The following is a 14,665-nucleotide window of genomic DNA, read 5'->3' on the forward strand; positions in this document are numbered from 1 at the left end:
GAGGCAGGTATGGTCTTTTCTGTCAGTGAGGAAGTCACCTCCAAAGAGGGTGGCCCACGTATGATCGTTACCGGGTATGCCAGCGGAATGGTGGAGTGTCGCTGGTACGACGGCTTTGGCGTTAAACGGGAAGCATTCCGTGAAGATGAACTGGTGGTGCCTGGCGAGCGAAGACAGCTCTCCCAGGATGCCTGAACATTTGGCTCGACCGTAACCTGGTGATCTCTCACCCATTAGTTATATTTATCATTCCGGTGAGAATTATTTACTTGTCAGGCAAAAAAATTGCAGATAAGGTTTGGTTCACATCAGATTTTCTGGTGTAACGAATTTACAAGTGCTTCTTGCATAAGCAAGCTTGATCCCGACCCGATAAGGGCCGGGATTTTTTTCGCCCTCAGTCAGCGATTGATCTCCGACACGCTAAAATCATGGATATCAAGCTCGAACGCATCGGCCAGTTCATGCCATGTATGGTAATCACGCCCGTCAACGCTGACGCGCTCCGGGTCATCCTGGCTGCGATGAATTTCACTCTCGCAGATTTCGTTGATTGCCTTTAGCAGCGCGTCGACATCGACGCTGACTTCACGTTTGGCCGTATCGCTGTACTCTTTCGCGGTTTTCATCCTCATACCTCTCAACCGTTAAGGATACCGGGGGAGCGTACCCAAACATCAGATACGCACAACTTAAGTATAGACCGTCGATAAAACCCGCAATCGCGCGTGCACAGCGCTGCCAGAAAAAGGAATTTGTTCTACACTGGCACAAAGCCACAGGAGGAAAACTATGAAGGTGAATGATCGGGTCACAGTCAAAACGGACGGCGGTCCTCGTCGACCGGGCGTGGTACTGGCAATCGAAGAGTTTAGCGAAGGCACTATGTACCTGGTTTCGCTGGAAGACTACCCGCTCGGTATCTGGTTCTTTAATGAATCAGGTCATCAGGATGGTATCTTTGTGGAAAAAGTGGAGTGACATGAGTTCCGCTGTTTGATTCTGACTGGTGGGGTCGCCACCAGTCAGAACGTCTTAGCGCATATTCACAAAGATACCATTGGTGACGTTATCCGTAAGCCTTACAACGTGATAGATAACTTGCTTATTATGCGTTTTAATCTTTCGTTTTATATTCCCCTTATGGGATGACACCGTCTTGGCTTTGATATTCATTTGATCTGATATCTGTATTGTTCCCTGACCCTCCATCCACATACGCAGCATGCTGGATTCGGTTCGACTTAATGATAATGTCGGCAGATTCACATCAATAGCAATATCTACTTCCTTTTTCAGAATATCGCCAAGTAGTTTATCCAGTGAGTCAGGTTTAATTGATTTAGAACTAATCAATAAATTTTTTCTGACGAGTAGATATTCATCAAAATGCACGTTGGCAATTGCCATAAACACAATAAATAATGTGCTGGGATGCTGATTAATGATTTGCTTTATTTGCTGGCTATTAGCAGGATCGTGGATAAAGCAGTCCTCATTAATAAACACCACAGCGGGTTGTTGAGAGACACAGGCGAGACTGAGTTCATCAACGTTGGAAATGTTGTTGATTTCCCTTTTTTTCACTCCCCGACTTACCAGATATCCGGTTAACCCTAGTCGGGTGTAACTGCATAAATCCATAATAATCGTTGACATGGCATACCCTCACTCAATGCGTAACGATAATTCCCCTTACCTGATTATTTCATCACAACTAAACGGAATAATAACGACCCAAGATGACGCTTTCGCTGTTTTTCAGGCGAATTTACTATCCCGTAAAGTTGCGTATAATTTGCCAGGAAACATCTTAAAGTAAAGTGAATGTTGCATTATGTGAGTGAGGCAAAAACAAATAAGCCGCGACAGAGATATCCTGGTGGATGTTGTCACTTTTTAAATTTAGGACAATCCTTAGTAAAACAGGATAAAAAATAAGGGTTATTATTTTCCAGGCATTTCGCTGACGATATCGGCCAGTAAATTAAAAATTTCACTGAATAATCGTTCGCAGAATGGCGCAATTAATGGCATTAGCGCCGCCATTAGTGAAATACCTACGGTCAGAGTGAGAGGAAAGCCGATGACGAAAACCGACAGCTGTGGTGCCATGCGATTTAACAAACCAAGTGCGAGGTTTAGCGTGAGCAGTAGCGTCATTACCGGCAGGGCCAGCATTAGCCCGTTGAGGAAAATCAGGCTACCCGCCCGTGCCAGTGCAAGAAACGCATTGCTGTTCACCGGATTGCCGCCGATGGGCAGAGTATGAAAAGTATCTATCAGCAGCGAAATCAGCCATAAATGGCCGTTAAAGGTGAGGAACAGCAGCATGGCGAGCATGTCGATCAGTCGTGCCAGAACCGGCATATTCAGACGGCTACCGGGATCGAAGAACGTCGCGAAGGAAAGGCCCATTTGCAGGCCAATTAATTCCCCGGCGGTACGTACTGCGGCAAACGCAAACTGCATGGTGAAGCCTAATGCGATACCGATCAGGATTTGTTGCATTGCCTGCCAAAGCGCGCCAACAGAAAAGATGGGGACGTCAACGGCGGGAATCGATGGGGCGATAACGACGGTAATCATCAACCCTAGCCCCAGCTTTACCCGTTTGGGGATGGCTCGTTCACTGAGGATGGGGGCCGTTGAGATGAGCGCCAGTATGCGCAACAAAGGCCAGAAGTATAAATTCAGCCAGTGGAGCCACTCAATGCTGGACACCTGCAACATAACGTTGTCTACCCGATGATATAGGGGATATTGCTGAACAGCGTACGCACGTAGTCGAGCAGCAGGTTAAGCATCCACGGGCCAGCAACAATAATGGCAATAAACACCGCGACAATTTTGGGGATGAAGGACAGCGTCATTTCGTTAATCTGGGTCGCCGCCTGCAGAATACTGATGATAAGACCCGTGATGAGAGCGACCAACAGCAAAGGCGCAGCAAGGGCCAGAGCGACTTTCATCGCCTCTGTGCCCATCATCATGACCGATTCAGGAGTCATTTCGCGCCTCTAACTGTAAAAGCTTTGTGCCAGCGAGCCGACAAGTAGCTGCCAACCGTCTACCAACACAAACAGCATCAGCTTGAACGGCAACGCGATTGTGGCGGGCGGGACCATCATCATCCCGAGCGCCATCAACACGCTGGCGATCACCAGGTCGATAATCAGAAACGGAATAAAAATGGTAAAGCCTATCTGGAATGCTGTTTTCAGCTCACTGGTGACATAAGCGGGCAGCAAAATTCGCATCGGCACGGCTTCTGGTCCCTGTAACGGACCGCTGTTTGCTAAGCGTGCGAAGAGTGCCAGATCGGCTTCACGGGTCTGGCGCAACATAAACTCACGCAGCGGCTGGGCGCCTTTCTCCATGGCTTCCTGCATGGAGATCTTCTCTTCGCTGAACGGTTGGTATGCGTCAACGTAGATTTTATCGATCACCGGCGACATGATGAAAAAGGTCAAAAAGAGCGCCAGGCCCAGGAGCACCTGGTTAGGTGGTGCTGAGGGGGTACCCAGCGCATTTCGCAGTAGACCAAAAACGATGATGATGCGGGTGAAGCTGGTCATCATCAGCAAAATTGCAGGCAGGAACGTCAGCGAGGTGATGAACACCAGCGTCTGCACGGGTAACGTCCAGTTTTGTCCGCCGCCCGGCAAAGGCTGACTGACCAGACCCGGGAGTTGGGCGAGGGCAACGGGGCTGAAAAGCCACAAGCCTGCCAGCGTAAGGGATAACAAACGGCGCATCAGGATCTCCCAGGACGCTTCAGCAAACTCTTCATCATGGCCTGGAAATCCGCAGGGGAGGCCGTTTTTTCTTCTGCATCGGCAGGTGCCGGGGGCAGGGTGTGCAGGACGTTAATCTGCGAGGCTGTGACGCCTAGTACCAGACGGGCATCTTCGACCTCGACAATCACCACGCGCTCACGTGGACCCAGTGAGGTGCTGGCCGTAACTTTTAGCCCGCGCGTACCGGCACTTTTAGGGGCAAACCCCAGACGTTTAATGACCCAGGCCGCCGCCAGGATCAAGACGATGATCCCGAGCAGCGCGCCGCTTACCTGCACCAGCGGTGAGCCGGGAACGGCGGCGGGTTGAGAAACGGTAGCCTGGGTATTCATGATTAACGGCTCAGACGGCGCATACGTTCAGACGGGGTGATAATGTCAGTGATACGCACACCGTATTTGTCCGCAACTACGACGACTTCGCCCTGGGCAATCAGATAACCGTTGATCAGAATATCCAGCGGTTCGCCTGCCAGACCATCCAGTGCGACAACCGAACCCTGCGTCAGACGCAGCAGCTCTTTGATGGTCATGCGGGTACGGCCCAGTTCGACGGTCAGCTTGACCGGAATGTCCATGATCAGGTCGATGTCCTGCAAAGCACCGCTGACGTCGCCGCCACCTAACTGCTGGAATACCGCATCGGCCGCACTTTTGGTGGGCGTGGTTTTTTGCTCGTTTAACGCGTCAGCCCACAGATCGTCCAATGCGCCAGTGTTCTCATCGGACGGATTATTCATATCACTCATTTGGGCTGTTCCTCATTCAGCGAATTCAAAATCGGGTTTATCAGATGTTCTACGCGTAACGCATACTGACCGTTTACGGTGCCATACTGGCTGGTCAGCACAGGCACGCCGTCCACATGAGCAATAATGCGGTCGGGTTTTTCAATCGGCAGTACATCGCCGGGTTTCAGTTTTAAAATCTGGGATAGCCGCAGCGGGATATCGGCAAAGTTTGCCACCAGCTCCAGCTCAGAATGCTGAACCTGACGCACCAGATTATTGCGCCAGTTCTGATCTTCATTACGTGAGTTTTCCAGCGGCGGATTCACCAGCAGCTCACGCAACGGTTCAATCATGCTGAATGGCAGACAGATGTTAAATTCACCGGTCAGGTTGCCAATTTCAACGTGGAACGGGGTATTCACCACGATGTCGTTCGGAGAGGTAGTGATATTGGTAAATTTCACCTGCATCTCAGAACGGACGTATTCCACTTCCAGCGGGTTGATGGCCTTCCATGCGTCGCTGTAGCTTTCCAGCGCCAACTTCAACATGCGGTTGATAACGCGCTGTTCCGTGTGCGTAAATTCGCGACCTTCGACTTTCGTCGGGAAACGACCGTCACCGCCAAACAGGTTGTCTACGGCGATAAATACCAGACTCGGTGAGAACACCACCAGACCCGTACCGCGCAGCGGCTTCAGGTGGATTAAGTTCAGGTTGGTCGGAACCGGTAAGTTGCGCGCAAATTCATGGTATGGCTGGATACGGATCGCACCCACGGTAATATCCGGGCTACGGCGCAACAGGTTAAATAACCCCATACGGAACTGGCGCGCAAAGCGTTCGTTAATGATCTCCAGCGCCTGTAAACGCTCACGTACCACGCGACGCTGAGTGTTGGGATCATAAGGACGAATATCGCTTTCTTTTGCGATACCTGAAATGGGTTCGTCTTTGGTTTCGCTATCGCCGTTGAGCAATGCGTCGATTTCAGCCTGAGAAAGAATACTGTCGCCCATGTCTTTACCGCAGAATAAAAGCTGTATAAAGAACGTCGGTGACAACCTGTTTCGGCTGCCCAACAACGAGCGGAGTCGCCAGCGTCTCTTTGATGGCGGTAATCAGCTGTTGCTTACCTTCCTCGGTGGCGAGTGTGGCTGCATTCTGACGAGAGAACAGCAGTAGCAAGCGGCTGCGCACTTCCGGCAGATATTCGTTAAGACGTGAACGTGTCGCCTCATCTTTCATGCGCAGCGTGATACCGATATACAGCACACGATCTGCATCACCCAGATTGACGGTAAAGGTATCCAACGCAAAGAATACCGGGGCTGGCGGTGGAGGCGGTTCCGCTTTGACGCTGGCGGACGGCTGCTGCTGCATGCGCCAGTAGCTATAACCCGCAGTTGCGCAGGCGGCGAGGGTAATTAATACCAGCAGAGGGATCCAAATAGCGCGTTTACTTTTTTTGTTAATCGCGGAGTCAGTCATCAGATACGGGCTTCCTGTTTCGGTACAGCTTATGGGCTGATTATCCCGTGTCCTGTCCACGACAAAGCGTGGAAAAGACGCGGATAATCATGCTACCTCTGGCGTTAGGCGAAGATGTCTACTGCGCCATCGCCGCGGGCAGCGGCTTGCAGCGAGGCTGGGGTTGCCAGTATTGCGTCATCTTCAGCGGCAAAAATGTCTTGTCCTTGAGCGCGACCAGCCTGCTGTTGCTGCCCGGAAGACTGCTGATGGCCAGCGAAGCTTTCACTGCTGATGTTGCTTTGCCCCAGTTGAATGCCGCTTTCAGCCAACTGCGTACGCAGCATCGGTAATGCGGCTTCCAGTGCGGCGCGCACGTGACTGTGCGGTGATACCATCTGCAGCTGCGCGAGGTTATCGTCCAGCTTGAGGGAAATATGTACCTGACCCAGGTCCTGCGGATGCAGACGCAGCTCTGCGCTTTGCTGGCCCTGGCGCGTGAACAATGTGACGTGCTGGCTCAGCGATTGCTGCCATTCATGGCTACCTAACGGAGCGCTTAACACCGGCGCGGCCGTCGGTAACGGTTGTGCGTGTGTCTGTGGACCACTTAGCGGGGCCGCAGTCATGCCAATGCTGGTCGGTGACGGGGTGCTATCGATTTCAGCTCTGGCGTTCGCCGCCGCCGTCAGCGGGGTTAGTGCTGGATTGTTTGCCTGATTAGCACCACCGCCAGCAATTGTGACATCCGCTTTGCCTTTTTTGGCATCACCCGGCAGTAATTCGTCTGCATTATCAGTCGTCGCGCCGTGTGCAGCGCCACGTGACAACGCCGAAAGCGTGGCATCAACCGGGGCTGGTGCGCTGTCGACGGCAGGCGTAGCCAGCGGTTGTCCTGGTAGCATGGCGAACAATGCGCTCAGGTTGGCGAGATCGTCATCACTCAGCGTGGTGTTTTTTTCGTCCTGCTGAGCAACTTTGCCCAGCGTCGTCAGGGCATTAGCTTTCAGTGAAGGTGTGAGAGCAGACAACAGTTGCTGAGCGTCTGTCATGTCGGCAAGAGAAGACTCGGTTTGTAGCTCCTGTTGCGCCAACAGATCGGTTAATTTGACCGACTGTGCGGCATCGCCATTTTTTTGCAGTAATCCTTTCTGCAGCTTACTGCTGGCCGCCTGTAAGTCGGCAAGCGACAGCGGAGCGTCTTTACCCTGCGCGTCGCCCGCACCTAATGCGCCAGCCAGCAGCGCTAAAAAATCCTCGGGTGAATCTACCGCTTTGCCTGACTGAAGACCTGCGGCTACGTCGGTGTCGGTGGTAATCAGTTGGGGTAAAGTAATCATTCGGGTTTCCTCATAGCTGCGCGCTGAGCAAATTCATCCATTTTTTTCTGATCCAGACGGTTTTCGGCCAGTAACGCCGCCGAGGTTTGTCTGTCCTGCAACGTCTGCCACGCCTGTAATCGTTGTTTTTTGTCGCGCCAACTGTTCAAAGCCATGTCCACTTTTTGCGTCCACTGATTGAGCTGTTGGCGGTGTTGTTCAATCGCTTTTTCCAGCGTCTGAATAAATTGCTGGTAGTTAATCCAGCGATTGCTGGTAATACCCTGGCCCATATCGGTATTCAGATTGTTGCGATACTCATGCTGATAATCGATCAGCATTTTTAACTGTTCTTCCGCCTGCTGACAGCCACGACGCATCTCTCCTAATAAGACAGCGGCGTCATCTACCTCTTTTTCAGCCAGGTCTTTCAGTGTTGCTAACGCACCATGTTGTGCCATGACCTATGCTCTCCTGCTTAATCACACACCAGGGAAAATCAGTTCTAAAGCTTGTAGAGAATCTTCCCAGTCAGCCCGTTCAAAGATGCCTTGCTGTAAAAACGCTTCCAGCTGTGGCCATAAGGCGATGGCTTTATCCAGCATTGGATCGCTGCCTTTGGCATACGCCCCCACGCTAACCAGATCGCGGTTACGCTGGAAGCTGGACAGCAGCTGTTTAAAGTTGCGCACCCGTGCGTAGTGTTTTTCACTAATGAGCGCGGTCATGGCGCGGCTGATTGAGGCTTCGATATCGATGGCCGGATAGTGACCCGCCTCGGCCAGATGACGTGACAGCACAATGTGGCCGTCCAGAATTGCGCGCGCGGAATCGGCAATCGGGTCCTGCTGGTCGTCACCCTCGGTCAGTACCGTATAAAACGCGGTGACTGAACCGCCGCCGTGAATACCGTTTCCGGCACGTTCAACCAGCGCCGGTAATTTGGCGAATACTGACGGTGGATAACCTTTGGTTGCCGGTGGCTCGCCGATCGCCAGGGCTATCTCACGTTGCGCCATCGCATAGCGGGTGAGGGAATCCATAATCAGCAATACGTGCTGTCCACGATCGCGGAAATCTTCGGCGATACGCGTGGCGTAGGCCGCGCCTTGCATACGTAACAGCGGCGAGACGTCCGCCGGAGCGGCAATCACTACCGAGCGTGCGCGACCGTCAGCGCCGAGAATATTTTCAATAAAATCTTTAACTTCGCGGCCACGCTCGCCAATCAGGCCCACGACGATGACGTCGGCCTGGGTATAACGCGCCATCATGCCGAGCAGGACGCTTTTACCGACGCCGGAACCTGCGAAAAGCCCCATACGCTGGCCGCGACCTACGGTTAACAACGCGTTGATGGGGCGTACACCGGTATCCAGGACGTGTTCAATTGCGGTACGTTGCAGCGGGTTAAACGGCGGTGTAATCAGCGCGCCGGTTTCGGTGGTATCCGGGGCGGGCAGTCCGTCGAGCGGTTTGCCGCTGCCGTCCAGCACACGCCCCAGCAGAGCAGGGCCAAGCGGTAATTGCTTCCCGCTTTGCAGACCTTCTCCGGCAATGTTCTTCGCGTATACGCGCGCGCCGGGCAGAACGCCTTCGACCTCTTCGAGCGGCATCAGAAACAGACGTTGACCGTTAAAGCCCACGACTTCACTTTCGACTTCCTGGGTTTCGTTGCCATCCTGGCGTTCAATGACGCAGGTGGCACCCAGCGGCAGCTGTAACCCCGTGGCTTCCAGCACCAGCCCGGTTGCGCGGGTCAGACGACCGTAACGACGCACCGCAGGCAGCAGCGACATTTTCTCTTCGAAGTTGTCCAGCGTATTGAGCCAGCGAGTCAGGCGAGTGGTCATTACACGACTCCCGGCGCTGCCAGACGGCAGAGTTCTTGCCAGCGTGTGGCGACGCTGGCATCCAGATCGCCTTCGTCGGCTGAGACTTTACAACCGCCGTGATGCAGCGTGGGATCGCCGCGCAGCCGCCAGCCGTGCAGGCTGAGAGTGGCACCGAGCATCTCCTCCACACGCTGGAGATCGTCCGGATGTACGCGCAGCTGCGGTTTACCACTAAACAGCGGTTCCTGTTGCAATAACTGTTGGATCTGCTTAATCAGCGCAGCGTTATCCACGATAGGCGTCTGACCAATCACCTGACGCGCAGCTTCCAGCGCCATTTGCATCAGGCGCGAGGCAATGACGCTGTCCAGTGCGTCCAGCGTATTCTGAAACTCGCTCACCAGTTGCTGCATACGGGCATGAATCGGCGCATGCTGCGCACGCGCCTGGTTCTGGCCTTGCTCCAGCCCCTGGCTCAGACCTTCCTGATAGCCTTGTTCATGACCCTTTTGTCGACCTTCCGCCAGCCCCGCGTTATACCCTTGCTCATGGGCCTGCATTTGCAGCTGTGCGAGCTGTTGTTCAAGCTGTTGCTCTGCCGAAAGCTCGGGTTCTTCCGTCTCTTCGGACAGCGGCGTTTCGCTGTGGTCGGCCAGCACGAACTCTGCCATCGGTGGGGCGAGATCGTCCGGAGTCCAGACTTTCCACGGCAGTTCGTTAGACATAGGTATCCTCGCCGCTGCCGATCACCATCTCGCCGGTTTCCGCCAGACGACGCACAATAAGCAGAATCGCTTTCTGTTCGTTTTCCACCTGCGACAAGCGCACCGGACCGCGGTTGGCAAGGTCGTCGCGCAGAATATCGGCAGCACGTTGCGACATGTTGCGCAGGAACTTCTCGCGTAGCGGCTGTTCGGCACCTTTCAGCGCAATCAGCAGCGATTCGGAATCCACTTCCTGCAGCAGACGCTGGATACTGCGATCGTCGACGTCCACCAGGTTTTCGAACAGGAACATCTCGTCGATAATTTTCTGCGCCAGTTCGCCGTCGAACTCGCGTACGGCGGTGATAACCGCTTCTTCCTGCTGGGTTTTCATCAGGTTGATAATTTCTGCCGCCGTTCTCACGCCGCCCATTTTGCTGCGCTTGAGGTTCTGGCCATCGAGCAGACCGTTCAGTACCTCGGTCAGTTCTGCCAGCGCGGCAGGCTGTACGCCGCCGAAGGTGGCGATACGCAGCATCACGTCGTGACGTAAACGCTCGTCGAACAGCGCCAGAATATCGGCGGCCTGGCCCCGTTTGAGGTGCACCAGAATGGTGGCGATAATCTGCGGATGCTCGTCGCGGATAAGGTCGGCGGCGCTTTGCGGCTCCATAAAGTTGAGCGTTTCAATGCCGCTGGTGGTATCGCGGGTTTCCAGAATATCTTCCAGCAGGCTGGAGGCGCGTTCCTCGCCCAGCGCTTTCACCAGCACCGAGCGCAGATATTCGTTGGCGTTGATATTCAGCGCGGCAAACTGTTCTGCTTCCTGCTCAAACTCGGCCAGCACTTCCGTCAACTGTTTGTTGGAGATCTGGCGTACGTTCGCCATCGCTGTACTCAGCGCCTGAACTTCGCGCGTGGAAAGGTGTTTAAACACCTCAGCAGCGCGATCTTCGCCAATGGTCATCAGCAGGATGACGCTTTTATCGGTACCGGTAAGGGCATTACTCATGATCGTTACTCATCCACTGGCGAATGACCAGCGCCACGACGCGCGGATCGTTATCTGACATTTCACGAATACGCTGGCTCATCACTTCTGCACCCAGACGCTGATTCGTACGACGCTGCTGGGTCTGCTCGTCTTTGCTGAGGCGAACTTCTACCGCTTCTTCGGTTTCCTGACGGATACGCGTTTGTTCTTGTACCGCTTTTGCTTCTTCGCTGCGGCGAACCAACTGCGGGCGAACAGCTTTGCGCCACAGGATCCAGGCAACTAGCAGAACCAGTAACCAACGGCCTGCGGTCATCAACTGATCAATAAAGAACGGCTGTTTCCAGAACGGCAGCTCGCCAATGGAATCGTCGGTCGCCGTGAACGGAGAGTTCACCACGTTCAGGGTATCGCCACGTTTATCGGAGAAGCCCATCGCTTCGCGGGCCAGGTCCTCAATCTGTTTCATCTGATCGGCGGTTAACGGCAGTGGTTTGCCGTCCGGCAACGTTTTATAGTTGACCACCACAGCCACCGATAGACGCTGCACATCGCCGACGTTCATTTTGGTGTGGCGAATGGTACGGTCGACTTCATAGTTGCTGGTTTCATTGCGCTGCGTACTGCGTGGACCGGCATTATTGCTGTTATTTGCCGTCTGCGTGGTTTGCGCATTTTGCTGATTAGCCGGTGGGTTGGCGATTGGCGCGGTATTCGCCGGTGCTGGCTGATTAGACAATGCGCCCGGTACGCCGCCTGGCGCTCCGCTTCCGATCTGCTCGCTGACGTTTAACTGGCGTGAACGCAGCACGGCCTGGGAATCATCACCGTTTGGACGGTACTGTTCTTCGGTTTGCTCTTTATTAGCAAAATCCAGCTGTGCGGTGACCTGCGCATGTACGTTACCGTTGCCGACAATCGGCGACAGGATCGATTCGATACGACGTTGAACGCGGCCTTCGACATCGCTGGCGTATTTCAACTGCGCATCGTTAAGATCGCGGCTGCTGGTGTTCGACTGAGTTAACAGATGACCTGCCTGGTCGACCAGCGTAACGTTGCCCGGCGGTAACCCGGCGACAGCGCTGGAAACCAGATGCGTAACTGCACTTATCTGACCTTCATCCAGTGCACGACCCGGTTCAAGGTTAACGGTCACGGAGGCTGAAGGCGCTTTTTGCTCACGCACAAATAGCGACGGTTTCGGCATTGCCAAATGCACGCGGGCGCGTTTTACCGGTCCCAGCGTTTCAATGGTACGGGCTAATTCACCTTCCAGCGCACGCTGGTAGTTGACCTGCTCGCTAAACTGGCTGATACCAAACTTTTCCTGATCCAGCAGTTCAAAACCAACGGCGCCGCCTTTCGGCAGGCCTTGCTGCGCCAGACGTAAGCGCAGTTCGTGGACTTTATCGGCAGGAACTTCGATAGCACCGCTTCCCTCTGTAAAACGATAGGGAACGTTCATCTGCGTCAGTTGGGTGACAATCGCGCCACCATCCTGATCGGAAAGATTGCTGAACAGCGTGCGATAGTCAGGCGCTTTGGCCCACAGGACCATCGCCACGATGATAGCGACGGCAGCGGCTCCCGCCACAATCAAAGGAATTCTGGGATTCGCGCGCAGGCGGTTTAACCACTCGAGAGGTTTAAGCTGGGTTGCAGTCGATGCTGTCGCACTCATCTCGCACCTCGTGGCTTATCGTGGACGGCGTTTTTTGCAAAGTGGAACAAGACTCACTCCCGGGTCAGCAAACTCGAAAAATTGACGGTCTCATTATTTGCGGTTTCGAATTTTTCTATGCGTTAAAAACCGTGGTTTTTTATCGTTATTTAACGCCTTTATCTTATTGACTAACTGGTAATCTCAGCTACGTAAAAAATCATCCAGGGGATCAGAATGTCGGCAATACAGGGGATTGAAGGGGTCATCAGCCAGTTACAGGCCACGGCGATGTCAGCAAAAATGCAGGATATGCAGCCACAACCGACCGTGAGTTTTGCCGGACAACTGCATGCGGCGTTAGACAGAATCAGCGATGTGCAAACCGCGTCCCGTGCGCAGGCTGAGAAATTTACCCTGGGTGAGCCGGGTATTGCGTTAAACGATGTGATGACCGATATGCAAAAGGCGTCGGTATCGATGCAGATGGGTATTCAGGTGCGTAATAAACTGGTGTCGGCGTATCAGGAAGTGATGTCGATGCAGGTGTAGGGACAACGTGCAGATAATGTTTGCCGGATAAGCGCAGTGCCATCCGGCAACCAGTTACTTCTGAATCAAATAGCGGATCGTTGGACCATCCTGCTGAATATCCAGCACCGTATAGCCGTGATTACGCGCATCCAGTGGTATATTGTTGATTGACTGCGGGCAATCGCTCACCACTTCCAGAATTTCACCTTTCTTCAATTGCGGCATCGCTTCCAGCGTGGCTACAGCCGGATATGGACACGGTTCGCCGACCATATCGAGGCGATAATCAGGCACGATATTTTTCATACAGACTCCTTGGCAGGCGTCAGCCCTGCGCGACGGAAGAAACGTTTTTCCCAGCCGATAATCAGCATCAGCGCGGCAAACAACAGCAGATAGGTCACCAGCAGACCGCCGAGCGGACCGAAGGTGTTGAGCAGATTCACTTTGTCCCAGTTGGTGGCAAGCGCGGGAGCAAAATCATCCCAGTAGTAGGCCAGAATGGTCGAGCCAATAACGTTGCCCAGACCAACCCACCAGTAATGCACCTGGCCTTCGACGGCGCGATACATCCAGCCGGTTTCACATCCGCCCGCTAAAACGATGCCAAAGCCAAACAGCAAGCCGCCGATCACCGCATTCGGACCCGCCCACATGATTTTAGGCTCGACGCCCAGTTGCACATAGCTAAAGATACCGATGGCGCTGACTGCCATCCCGAAGATAATCGCTTTTGCCATATGGGTGCGACCGGAAATCCACAGGTCGCGGAAGGCGGAGGTGAAGCAGATTTGCGCCCGTTCAATCAGCAGTCCGAACCCAACGCCGAACAGCATCGCCAGACCGAGCTTGGGTTTATCCATCGCCGTGAGTAGCGCCCAGCCGATCATGCCGATAAACACCAGCATGCCCAGGCGGAAACGGCGACGGGCCTGATCCGGCTTTTGCGTTAACGGCGAAGCGGCGGAGACTTTCTGCATTTTGACCGGAATACGAAACATTGGCAGCAGGGTAAAGCGTGCACCAAACCAGGAGCCAATGGCCGTGGCCAGCGCAAAAAACCAGGCGTGTAGCGAGAACTGCGGAATGCCGGTGAAGAATGCGGCCAGGTTACAGCCCATTGCCAGCCGTGCGCCGAATCCGGCGATTGCCCCGCCGACTATCGCCTGCATAATGCGCACCCGACTGCGTGGCATGCGTAACTTGACGTTGTTGGCCCACAGTGCGGCAGCAAAACAGCCGCCGAACATACCGAGGATCATCATGCCGTCGATGCGGGTCAACGGAGAGCCTTCGAGATGGATCAGCTTGTAGTATCCCCACTCTTCGGCGTGCACACCAAACAGTTGCAGGATTTGACCACCCCAGCGGGTGAATTCACCGGTAACGGCCCAGAAGGTTCCCGTAATGCCGAAATAGTAAGTGGAGAGAATACCCGCTGCGATGACCGCAGGGGCGGGGGCCCAAAATTTAATTAACCAGGCCTGTTTGAAGTGTTGCCATGACATGCGTTGTGCCTCTGAACTCAGAAGGTATGTAACAAGAAGTGTGGATACTACACCGTTCAGAATTTTTGACTATGAGTAATAAGAGGTAACACCGTCTGGATCAATCTT

At 53.8% G+C, this 14,665-nt stretch carries 19 protein-coding genes and 1 pseudogene; 3 read left to right on the forward strand and 17 right to left on the reverse strand.

From position 1 onward, the window contains the following. Positions 1-9: 9 nt before the first annotated feature. Positions 10-195 (forward strand): YodC family protein, encoded by a 186-nt coding sequence (locus OGY67_RS02925; protein WP_003834060.1) that lies wholly within the window; start codon positions 10-12, stop codon positions 193-195. 206 nt (positions 196-401) lie between these two features. Here OGY67_RS02925 and yodD read toward each other — a convergent pair whose 3' ends face one another. After that, a complete protein-coding gene (gene yodD / locus OGY67_RS02930) occupies positions 402-629 on the reverse strand; it encodes a YodD family peroxide/acid resistance protein (protein WP_003030417.1) in 228 nt (75 codons plus the stop codon). A gap of 163 nt (positions 630-792) precedes the next feature. Between yodD and dsrB the strand changes: the two genes are divergently transcribed. Next, the gene (dsrB, locus tag OGY67_RS02935; RefSeq protein ID WP_003030419.1) at positions 793-981 is read left to right on the forward strand and encodes a protein DsrB; all 189 of its coding nucleotides are present in this window, start codon (positions 793-795) and stop codon (positions 979-981) included. Between the two features lie 54 nt (positions 982-1,035). On the opposite strand, the gene rcsA is transcribed toward dsrB, so the two are convergent. From rcsA to fliF, 14 genes and pseudogenes are all read right to left on the reverse strand, one after another. Next, positions 1,036-1,659: a transcriptional regulator RcsA gene (rcsA, locus tag OGY67_RS02940; protein ID WP_003030421.1), complete on the reverse strand. Its 624-nt coding sequence runs from the start codon at positions 1,657-1,659 to the stop codon at positions 1,036-1,038. Between the two features lie 233 nt (positions 1,660-1,892). After that, a pseudogene (fliR, locus tag OGY67_RS02945) lies at positions 1,893-2,733 on the reverse strand (flagellar biosynthetic protein FliR). A gap of 8 nt (positions 2,734-2,741) precedes the next feature. Further along, entirely contained in the window at positions 2,742-3,011 is a 270-nt protein-coding gene (gene fliQ, locus OGY67_RS02950) for a flagellar biosynthesis protein FliQ (RefSeq protein WP_008785117.1), read from the reverse strand. Between the two features lie 9 nt (positions 3,012-3,020). Beyond that, the gene (gene fliP / locus OGY67_RS02955; RefSeq protein WP_003834056.1) at positions 3,021-3,758 is read right to left on the reverse strand and encodes a flagellar type III secretion system pore protein FliP; all 738 of its coding nucleotides are present in this window, start codon (positions 3,756-3,758) and stop codon (positions 3,021-3,023) included. Then, on the reverse strand, positions 3,758-4,135 hold the full coding sequence (fliO, locus tag OGY67_RS02960; RefSeq protein WP_103014243.1) for a flagellar biosynthetic protein FliO: 378 nt from the start codon (positions 4,133-4,135) through the stop codon (positions 3,758-3,760). The genes fliP and fliO overlap by 1 nt, the downstream gene beginning before the upstream one ends. Next, positions 4,135-4,548, reverse strand: a complete 414-nt coding sequence (gene fliN / locus OGY67_RS02965) for a flagellar motor switch protein FliN (protein ID WP_003030433.1) — start codon at positions 4,546-4,548, stop codon at positions 4,135-4,137. The genes fliO and fliN overlap by 1 nt, the downstream gene beginning before the upstream one ends. Further along, complete coding sequence (gene fliM / locus OGY67_RS02970) at positions 4,545-5,549, reverse strand: flagellar motor switch protein FliM (RefSeq protein WP_003030434.1); 1,005 nt, start codon at positions 5,547-5,549, stop codon at positions 4,545-4,547. Before fliM ends, fliN begins: the two co-directional genes overlap by 4 nt. Before the next feature lie 4 nt (positions 5,550-5,553). Then, positions 5,554-6,021 carry a flagellar basal body-associated protein FliL gene (gene fliL, locus OGY67_RS02975; protein WP_003834054.1) on the reverse strand — a complete coding sequence of 156 codons (468 nt, stop codon included), beginning with the start codon at positions 6,019-6,021 and terminating at the stop codon, positions 5,554-5,556. Between the two features lie 104 nt (positions 6,022-6,125). Next, positions 6,126-7,340, reverse strand: a complete 1,215-nt coding sequence (gene fliK, locus OGY67_RS02980; RefSeq protein WP_286573423.1) for a flagellar hook length control protein FliK — start codon at positions 7,338-7,340, stop codon at positions 6,126-6,128. Further along, positions 7,337-7,780, reverse strand: coding sequence for a flagellar export protein FliJ (gene fliJ / locus OGY67_RS02985; RefSeq protein WP_003834052.1), 444 nt, complete (start codon positions 7,778-7,780; stop codon positions 7,337-7,339). The genes fliK and fliJ overlap by 4 nt, the downstream gene beginning before the upstream one ends. Before the next feature lie 21 nt (positions 7,781-7,801). Continuing rightward, positions 7,802-9,172, reverse strand: a complete 1,371-nt coding sequence (gene fliI / locus OGY67_RS02990; protein ID WP_003030440.1) for a flagellar protein export ATPase FliI — start codon at positions 9,170-9,172, stop codon at positions 7,802-7,804. After that, a complete protein-coding gene (gene fliH, locus OGY67_RS02995) occupies positions 9,172-9,879 on the reverse strand; it encodes a flagellar assembly protein FliH (protein WP_003834049.1) in 708 nt (235 codons plus the stop codon). The genes fliI and fliH overlap by 1 nt, the downstream gene beginning before the upstream one ends. Next, complete coding sequence (gene fliG / locus OGY67_RS03000; protein ID WP_003030443.1) at positions 9,872-10,870, reverse strand: flagellar motor switch protein FliG; 999 nt, start codon at positions 10,868-10,870, stop codon at positions 9,872-9,874. Before fliG ends, fliH begins: the two co-directional genes overlap by 8 nt. Continuing rightward, entirely contained in the window at positions 10,863-12,536 is a 1,674-nt protein-coding gene (gene fliF / locus OGY67_RS03005) for a flagellar basal-body MS-ring/collar protein FliF (protein WP_286573426.1), read from the reverse strand. The genes fliG and fliF overlap by 8 nt, the downstream gene beginning before the upstream one ends. 216 nt (positions 12,537-12,752) lie before the next feature. Between fliF and fliE the strand changes: the two genes are divergently transcribed. Continuing rightward, positions 12,753-13,067 (forward strand): flagellar hook-basal body complex protein FliE, encoded by a 315-nt coding sequence (fliE, locus tag OGY67_RS03010; RefSeq protein WP_167820056.1) that lies wholly within the window; start codon positions 12,753-12,755, stop codon positions 13,065-13,067. A 54-nt stretch (positions 13,068-13,121) separates the two neighbouring features. Here fliE and yedF read toward each other — a convergent pair whose 3' ends face one another. Together yedF and yedE are read right to left on the reverse strand one after the other, a co-directional pair. Beyond that, positions 13,122-13,355 (reverse strand): sulfurtransferase-like selenium metabolism protein YedF, encoded by a 234-nt coding sequence (gene yedF / locus OGY67_RS03015; protein ID WP_000790504.1) that lies wholly within the window; start codon positions 13,353-13,355, stop codon positions 13,122-13,124. After that, entirely contained in the window at positions 13,352-14,557 is a 1,206-nt protein-coding gene (gene yedE, locus OGY67_RS03020) for a selenium metabolism membrane protein YedE/FdhT (RefSeq protein ID WP_048235181.1), read from the reverse strand. Before yedE ends, yedF begins: the two co-directional genes overlap by 4 nt. Positions 14,558-14,665: the final 108 nt, after the last annotated feature.

The sequence above is a fragment of the Citrobacter sp. Cpo015 genome (assembly GCF_030333035.1).
Lineage (GTDB): Bacteria > Pseudomonadota > Gammaproteobacteria > Enterobacterales > Enterobacteriaceae > Citrobacter > Citrobacter portucalensis.